This is a genomic window from Deltaproteobacteria bacterium, from assembly GCA_020848745.1.
Taxonomy (GTDB): Bacteria; Desulfobacterota; Binatia; order UTPRO1; family UTPRO1; genus UTPRO1.
Genome location: JADLHM010000129.1, coordinates 1 through 8,204 on the forward strand (window position 1 = coordinate 1; position 8,204 = coordinate 8,204).

7 protein-coding genes are annotated in these 8,204 nt (G+C 71.7%); all 7 read right to left on the minus strand.

What is annotated here, in order from left to right; all coding sequences use genetic code 11:
- A partial coding sequence (locus IT293_18665; protein MCC6766686.1) for an L-asparaginase occupies positions 1-154 on the minus strand: 154 nt, incomplete at its 3' end.
- A gap of 236 nt (positions 155-390) precedes the next feature.
- Positions 391-1,482 carry a calcium/proton exchanger gene (cax, locus tag IT293_18670; protein ID MCC6766687.1) on the minus strand — a complete coding sequence of 364 codons (1,092 nt, stop codon included), beginning with the start codon at positions 1,480-1,482 and terminating at the stop codon, positions 391-393.
- Positions 1,483-1,505: 23 nt separating this feature from the next.
- Positions 1,506-2,960: an aspartate ammonia-lyase gene (locus IT293_18675; GenBank protein MCC6766688.1), complete on the minus strand. Its 1,455-nt coding sequence runs from the start codon at positions 2,958-2,960 to the stop codon at positions 1,506-1,508.
- 62 nt (positions 2,961-3,022) lie between these two features.
- On the minus strand, positions 3,023-4,429 hold the full coding sequence (locus IT293_18680) for an anaerobic C4-dicarboxylate transporter (protein MCC6766689.1): 1,407 nt from the start codon (positions 4,427-4,429) through the stop codon (positions 3,023-3,025).
- A gap of 11 nt (positions 4,430-4,440) precedes the next feature.
- Positions 4,441-5,529 (minus strand): ATP-dependent 6-phosphofructokinase, encoded by a 1,089-nt coding sequence (locus tag IT293_18685; GenBank protein ID MCC6766690.1) that lies wholly within the window; start codon positions 5,527-5,529, stop codon positions 4,441-4,443.
- Entirely contained in the window at positions 5,526-6,200 is a 675-nt protein-coding gene (locus IT293_18690; GenBank protein MCC6766691.1) for a two pore domain potassium channel family protein, read from the minus strand. Before IT293_18690 ends, IT293_18685 begins: the two co-directional genes overlap by 4 nt.
- 4 nt (positions 6,201-6,204) lie before the next feature.
- A partial coding sequence (locus tag IT293_18695; protein MCC6766692.1) for an efflux RND transporter permease subunit occupies positions 6,205-8,204 on the minus strand: 2,000 nt, incomplete at its 5' end.

Below are 8,204 nucleotides of genomic sequence, written 5' to 3' on the forward strand. Positions count from 1 at the left end.
ACGTGCCGGCGCCGGCGATCGTGCCGCCGGTCGCGAGGATGACGAGGCGCGGTTTGCCCCTGGCCGCGGCGGGCGCGCCGTGGAGCGCGAGCGCGAGCGCGGCCGTCACGGCGGTGGTGGTCGCGAGGCGGATCGATCGTGGCAAGGCGTTCATGGTCGGCCTCCTCATGGAAGATTCGTGGTCTTCAGGATCCGCGACGATGCTGCCGCGCGATCCGTACGTCGGGCTTGCCGTCGACGGGCGCCGCGCATCGCTCGGTCCGCCAGCCGGAGCCGCCGGTGTCGTGTATCACCACGCTCACGGCGGGTTCCAGCCAGGTGCGTCGCCGTGGCCCGTGGCGATGGCGTTGCTCGCATGCGGTCGACGTCTGGCGCGCGTCTCCCGGCCCCTCAGGCTCTGGGCGGCAGCAGGTAGAGCGTGATGGCGAAGACCAGGTAGACCGCCAGCACCAGGACGCCGCTGAACCACGCGGTCCGGCTGCCGTCGGACACCATGGAAGCCGTGAGGGTCGCCAGGAGCATCATGACGACCGCGCCCGGCCAGAACTGCAGGCTCATCGGCGACGGGGCGACGACGTAGCTCGCGAGCACGAGCGCCGGCGCCACGAACAGGGCGATCTGCGCGGCGCTCCCGAGCGCGATGCCGATGCTGAGATCGAGCCGGTCCTTGCGCGCCGCCGCGAAGGCCGACGCCATCTCCGCGGCGCCTCCCACCAGCGCCACGACGATGAAGCCGACGAACGCCTGGCTCATGCCGAGCTCCAGGGCGGCGCCCTGCACGGACGCGACGAACACCTCGCTGACCAGCGCGACCAGCACCGTCACGACGGCGAGCGTGGCGAGCGCGACGCCGATCGGCCACGGCGCCTCGTCCGCCTCCGCGTGCGCCGCGGTGCCGAAGAACTCGCGATGGGTGCCGAGGGAGAAGAGCAGCCCGAGGCCATAGGTCGCGATTAGCAGGAGCGCAAGGCAGAGGCTCAGCGTCTGGGTGAAGGCGGCGCTCGCGGGCGCATCGGCCGCGCCGATCGCCGACGGGATCAGGAGCGCGATCGTCGCGAGGAACAACTGGCTCGCTTGCAGCCGGGCGCTCGCGCGGTTGAACGTCTGGACGTGGTGTGCGAGCCCCCCGAGCAGGAACGACGCCCCGAGCATGAAGAGCGAGTTGGTGACGATCGCCCCGGCGATCGAGGCCTTCACCAGTACGTACTGCCCGGCGCGGAGCGCCGTCAGCGCGATCACGAGCTCGGTCAGGTTCCCGAGCGTCGCATTCAAGAGTCCGCCGACCATGTCGCCCGTCTTGGCCGCCACCGACTCGGTGGCATGGCTGAGGAGCGTCGCGAGCGGGACGATCGCGAGGATGGAGAGCGCGAAGAGCGGGGTGTGCGCTTCGGGTGCGAGCGCCTCGCCGGCCAACACCGCCGGGACGAAGACCAGCAGCCAGAGGAGGGGCGTGGCGCGGATTTCTGCCAGGAGTACGCGCATGCGCGAAGCGGTGCCGTGGCCCTTCAGCGCTTGCCGGGCTTGGGGTAGGCGCCGCGGTCGAGCCCGGTCAGCTTCGCCGGGTCGAGGAGGGCGCGGATCTGGTCCTCGGTGAGGATCCGCTTTTCGCGCACGATCTCGAGGATGCCCTTGCCGGAGCGGTACGCCTCGGCGGCGAGCTCGCTGGCGCGTTCGTAGCCGATCACCGGATTGAGCGCGGTCACGATGCCGACGGTCCGTTCGATGTCCCGTGCGACGTTCGCCTCGTTGACGCGGATGCCGTCGACGCACTGGGTGCGAAACGCCGCCATCGTGCGCTCGAGGAGCTCCTGCGACTCGAGCACCGCGATCGCGACCAGCGGCTCGTAGGCGTTCAACTGGAGCTGGCCGTGCTGCGCCGCCAGCATGACGGCGGCGTCGTTCCCCATGACGCGGAACGCGACCACGTTCAGCACCTCGGGCATCACCGGGTTCACCTTGCCCGGCATGATCGAGGAGCCGGGCTGCAGCGCCGGGAGGCTGAGCTCGTTCAACCCGGCGCGGGGCCCGGAGCCGAGCAGGATCAGGTCGCTCGCGATCTTGGAGAGCGTGATGGCGAGGCCGCGGACGGCGGCCGAGTAGGTGACGAAGCCCTGCAGGCTCGCGGTGCCGGCGATCATGTCGGCGGCGGGGACGATCGGCTTCCCGGTGAGCCGCGCGAGCTCGCGGGCGCACTTCGCGGCGTAGCCCTTCGGCGCGTTCAGGCCGGTGCCGATCGCGGTGCCGCCCATGTTGACGGCGTAGAGCGCGCGCTCGGCGTCGAGCAGGTTTTGCGCCTCGGTCTCGAGGGTCGCCGCCATGGCGTGCAGCTCCTGGCCGACGGTCATCGGCACGGCGTCCTGCAGCTCGGTGCGCCCCATCTTCAAGGTGGCGATGTGCTCGTCCGCCTTCAGGCGGAATGCGGCCGCGAGCTTTCGCACCTCGGGCACGAGGCGGTCGTTGCCGCGCAGGAACGCGACCTTGAGCGCGGTCGGGTACGCGTCGTTGGTCGACTGCGACATGTTGAGGTCGTCGTGCGAGTCGAGGCTCGCGTAGTCGCCCTTCGGCTTGCCGAGCAGCTCGAGCCCGACGTTGGCGAGCACCTCGTTGGCGTTCATGTTGCTCGAGGTGCCGGCGCCGCCCTGGTAGAGGTCGACCGGGAACTGCTCGCGGTGGCGGCCGTTCAGCACCGCCTCGCAGGCGCGCTCGATCGCGGCGGCCTTCGCCTTGGCGAGCGCGCCGACGGCGGCGTTGGCGCGGGCCGCGGCGAGCTTGGTGACGACGAGTCCGTCGACCAGGTCCGGGTAACGCGAGAGCGGCACGCCGGAGATCCGGAAGTTCTCGAGCGCGCGGGCGGTCTGGACGCCGTAGTAGGCGTCGGCGGGCACGGCCTTGTCGCCGAGCAGGTCGTGCTCGACGCGGGTCGGCGGACCGGCGACGGCGGCGGAGGCGACGGCGAGCAGCAGCACGGGAACGACGCCGGCCGAACGGATCAATGACGACGCATGTGACACGGGGATCCTCCTTACCCGAACACGAGGCGCGCGATCGCGAGCGACGCGCACGTCGCCACGATCGTCGTCACCAGTCCGGGACGCATGAAGCTGTGGTTCACGACCCACGACCCGATGCGGGTCGTGCCGGTGCGATCGAAGGACACGGCCGCGAGCACCGTGCCGTACGTGGGGAGAAAGAAGTTGCCGTTGACGGCGGGATAGAGGCCGACGAGGAGCGAGGCCGGGAGGCCGAGCGCGATTCCGACGGGGGTCAGGATGGTGATCGCCGCCGCCTGGCTGAAGAGCAGGAGCGAGAGCACGAAGAGCCCGGCCGCGAAGACCCACGGGCGTGCCCGCACGATCTCGGCGATGCCGCCCACGATCGGCGCCTCGTTGGCGGCGAAGAAGGACGAGCCCATCCACGAGACCCCGAGGATGCAGACGATGGCGACGAGGCCGCCGCGCATGACGCTGCCTCCGAGTGCCTTCGCCGGGTCGGGACGGAAGAGGAGCATCATCAGGCCGGCGGCCGCGAGCATGAGCACCATGATGGCGCGGCTCATCTCGACGCGGCCGTGCTTCACGGCGCCGCTCGCCGCGACCTGCGTGTACTCGGGCCGGACGTCGGGGAAGAGGCCGAGCAGCACGACGCCCACGAGCGCCGCGAGGAAGAGAAGACAGCAGCCGAGCGCGGCGCGCGTGAACGGTGCGGGCGCGGCGGCGGGCCGTGAAGCCGCGGGGGCGCTCGCGGCGGTCGTGTCACTCGTGGTCGCGGTTGCGCTCGCCGCCACCGGCGCCGGGCCGCTCGCGCCGGCGGTTGCGGCCTGGCGCGCGCGCCAGCCCGGATCGTCGGCGAGCTCGGGGCCGCGCCACGCAACGCTCGCGACGCCGGCGACGAGGCCGACCAGCGTCGCCGGCACGATCACCAGCAGGATCTGCGGCAGCGACACGGCGGCCCCGGAGAGCGCGCCCATGAGCGCGACCGTCGCCGCCGAGATGGGCGACGCGACGAGGCCGTGCTGGGCCGCGATCACGCTCATCGAGAGCGGCCGCTCGGGGCGTACGCCCGCCTTCTCGGACACCTCCGCGATCACCGGCAGGAGCGCGTAGGCGACGTGCTGCGTTCCCGCCATGAAGATGAGGGCGTACATGACGAGCGGCGCCAGCAGCGTCACCGAGCGCGGGTTGCCGCGCAGCACGCGCTCGGCGAGCGCCACCACGAGGGCGAGCCCGCCCGCCGCCTCCATGACCGCGAGCGCGGTCACGACCGCGAGGATCATGCCGAGCACCGTCGTCGGCGGCTGGCCGGGCGGCATCGCGAAGAGGAAGACGAAGCAAGCGAGGCCGACGCCCGCGACGATGCCGAGACCGATTCCCCCGATGCGGGCGCCCACAAGGATGCACGCGAGAAGGAGCGCGAGCTCGATCCAGAGCATCGCCGCGACCCTCAGTCGCCGAACGCGATCCCGAGCGTGCGGGCCGTGAGCACGCTGTCCGCGTCGACCGGTACGAGCCGCGTCCGCGCGACCGCCTCCGCGAGCGGCACGTAGGCGACGTGCGGTGGGTTCAGGGCCACCATCACGTCGCGCTTGCCCTCGGCGAGCGCGCGCACGGCGGCGGCGCCGAAGTTCAGGCCGAGCAGGCGGTCGACGGCGACGGGCGAGCCGCCGCGGAGCAGGTGGCCGAGCACGACCGCGCGCGTCTCGCGGCCGGTGAGCGGCCCGAGCTCCGCCGCGACGCGCTCGCCGACGCCGCCGAGCTGCTCGGCGCGGCCGAGCTCGCGGGCCTTCACGCTCACCGCGCCGCCTCGCGGGGCGGCGCCCTCGGCGACGACCACGATGGCGTAGCCGCGGTGCGCGGCGCGCTCTTTCAGGTGCGCGGCGACGACGCCGAGATCGTAGGGGATCTCGGGGAGCAGGATCGCGTCGGCGCCGCCGGCGACGCCGGTGTTGAGGGCGATCCAGCCGGCGTAGCGGCCCATCACCTCGACGACCATGAGGCGGCCGTGCGCCTGCGCGGTCGAGTGCAGGCGGTCGACGCACTCGGTCGCGAAGGCCACGGCGGTCTGGAAGCCGAAGGTCAGCGCGGTCGCGTCGAGGTCGTTGTCGATCGTCTTCGGCACGCCGACCACCCAGAGCCCCTTGGCGGCGAGGCGGTGCGCGATCCCGAGCGAGCCGTCGCCGCCGATCGCGACCAGCGCGTCGAAGCCGTGGGCGCCGAGGCCCGCGAGGAGCTCGTCGGAGCGGTCCGCCTCGCGGAGCGTACCGTTCGGTTGCGGGGTCGGACGCGCGAAGGGGTTGCCGCGGTTGGTGGTGCCGAGGATGGTGCCGCCGAGGTGCGCGATGCGCTCGACCATGGCGGGGGTGAGGCGCACGACGCCGCCGTCGGGATAGTCGGCGGCCCGGTAGATGCCCTCGTAGCCGTCGCGGATGCCGTGCACCTCCCAGCCGAGGCGGTCGGCGCCTTGTACGACGGCGCGGATGACGGCGTTCAGACCCGGGGCGTCGCCGCCCCCCGTGTTGATGGCGATCTTCATGCGCAAGGCTCTCCGCGGTTCGCTCCGAGGGCGGCGCTGCTCACGAGGCGCGCGATCAGAACGGCCAGGTATAGTTGTCCGGCGATCGCCTCGACCACCGTCACGCCGCGCGCGACCTCGGTTTGCGGCACGATGTCGCCGTAGCCGAGCGTCGCGAGCGTGACGAAGCTGAAGTAGATCGCGGTCGACAGCGGGAAGGTCGGGAGCGGCGCTCCGTTGCCGACGTACGAGCCCGGCCAGGCGTGCTCGATCTCACAGTGCAGCATGCCCCAGAAGACGCCGGCGAGCAGGTACGCATCGAGGGCGGCGTAGACGTGCTCGACGCCGACCTCGGGAGCGCGTAGCGCGAAGAGGAGGGCGCCGACGGCGGCCGCGAGCGCGAGCGCGATCACCGGCGGCTGGGTGGCGAACGTGAGCGGGCGGTGCTCGAAGAGGAGGGTCGCGAGACGGGCGGCGAGGAAGATCGCGAGCGCGCCTCGGAGGAGCCGCGAGTGGCGCGTCGGCGCGAAGCCGAAGACCGCCGCGAAGAGGCTCAGCTCGAGGAAGATGCGGAGCCAGTTGCGGTCGAGAGCGAGGGAGGCGAGCAGCGGCCCGGCGCCGATCGTCAGGATGAGGGCGTAGAAGAGCGCGGCGTACCGATGCCGGAAGTACGCATGCAGGAGCCGCTTCATGGCGTCACGTCGTGTGCTGCGATTGCTCGGGTGCTCCGGGAGTCGCCGTCCGTACGACCGTGCCGCGCGCGCTGAGCCCGCGGATGACGACGTAGAAGACCGGGGTCAGCAAGAGGCCGAACCCCGTCACGCCCATCATGCCCGAGAACACCGCGACCCCGAGCGGGTTTCGCATCTCGGCGCCGGCCCCCGAGCCGGTGACGAGCGGCAGCACGCCGAGCCCGAACGCGAACGACGTCATGAGGATCGGCCGCAGGCGGAGCCGGCAGGCGTCGATCGCCGCCGTGGAGCGGTCGGCGCCTTCGTCCTCGCGCGCCTTCGCGAACTCGACGATCAGGATGGCGTTCTTGGCCGCGAGGCCGATCAGCACGACGAAGCCGATCTGGGTGAAGATGTTGTTGTCCATGCCGGCCAGCCAGATGCCGCCGATCGCACTGAGCAGGCACATCGGCACGATCAGGATGATCGCGAGCGGCAGCGACCAGCTCTCGTACTGGGCCGCCAGCACCAGGAAGACGAAGAGGCTGCCGAGCGCGAAGACGAAGGGCGCGGTGTTGCCGGCGAGGATCTGCTGCAGGGTGAGCTCGGTCCACTGATACCCCATGCCACGCGGCAGCTCCTGGTTGGCGATCGCCTCCATGAGGGCGGTCGCTTGGCCGGAGCTCGTGCCCGGCGCCGGGTTGCCGTTGATTTCGGCGGCGGTGAACATGTTGTAGCGGTTGACGATGGCGGGGCCGACCGAGTCCTCGACCGTCAGCAAGGTCGCGAGCGGGATCATGTCGCCGCCGACGCTCCGCACCTTCAGCTTGCCGACGTCCTCGGGCCGGATGCGGAACGAGGAGTCGGCCTGGAGATTGACCTGCCAGTTGCGGCCGAAGCGGGTGAAGTCGTTGGCGTAGGCCGAGCCGAGGTAGATCTGCAGCGTCTCGAACACGTCGCTCAGCGCGACGCCCAGCGCCTTTGCCTTGGTGCGGTCGACCTCGAGATAGAGCTGCGGTTGCTTGGCGCGGAAGCTCGAGAAGAGGCCCACCAGCCCCGGCTGAGCGTTGCCCTTCTCGGCGACGTTGGCGACGGCGTCCTCGAGCGCGCTGAAGCCGGCGTCGGCGCGGTCCTGGATCTGCACCTTGAAGCCGCCGGTCGTGCCGAGTCCTTCGACCGGCGGCGCTCCGAACGCCACCACCTGCGCGTCGAGGATCGTCGCGAAGCGCCGGCGCAGCTCGGCCAGGACGGCCGGGCCGGTCTGCCCGTGCGCGAGGCGCTCCTCGAAGGGGGCGAGGATGATGAAGCCGCCGGCGACGTTCGAGATGTTGTTGCTGGTGAGGACGGAATAGCCGGGAAGCCCGATCACGTGTTGCACGCCCGGTGTGGATCGCGCGAGCTCGGTCACGCGCCGCATCACCTCCTCGGAACGCTCCAGGCTGGCGCCGTCGGGCAGCTGCGCGTTCACGACCAGGTACCCCTTGTCCTGCTCGGGGATGAAGCCCGCCGGGACCGCCGAGAACCCGAATCCGGTGAGGACGAGCAGCCCGACGTAGACGACGAGCGCGATGGTCGAGGCCCGCAGCAGGAGTTGGACGCCGCGTCCGTAGGCGGCGGTGGCGCGGTCGAAGACGCCGTTGAAGGCCGCGAAGAAGCGGTTCAACGCGGCGTTGATCGACCCCGCGAGCAGCCACCCCGCGACGCCGCCGAGGACGAGCATGGCGCGCGGCCCCCAGGTGGCGAGCGCGCCGGCATCGTGCGCGGCCTCCGCGCCGTGACCGCCGCCGCCGAAGAACGATCCGAGCTGCCAGTACGCGAGCAGCGCCAGCAGGAGCACGATCGCCGGCCGCGGCAGGGCCTCGCGTGTCTCGCCGTGTCCTTCGTGGTGCCCGCTCGCTTCCGTGGGCGCGTGGGGCTTCAGGATCAGCGCCGCGAGCGCGGGGGACAGGGTCAGCGCGTTCAGGGCCGAGATCGCCGTCGCGGCGGCGATGGTGAGCGCGAACTGCTTGTAGAACTGGCCGCTGA

Coding starts and splice junctions, on each gene's coding strand:
- IT293_18680 (MCC6766689.1), bottom strand. CDS start 4,429: ATGCTCTGGATCGAGCTCGCGCTCCTTCTCGCGTGCATCCTTGTGGGC.
- IT293_18690 (MCC6766691.1), bottom strand. CDS start 6,200: ATGAAGCGGCTCCTGCATGCGTACTTCCGGCATCGGTACGCCGCGCTC.
- IT293_18685 (MCC6766690.1), bottom strand. CDS start 5,529: ATGAAGATCGCCATCAACACGGGGGGCGGCGACGCCCCGGGTCTGAAC.
- cax (MCC6766687.1), bottom strand. CDS start 1,482: ATGCGCGTACTCCTGGCAGAAATCCGCGCCACGCCCCTCCTCTGGCTG.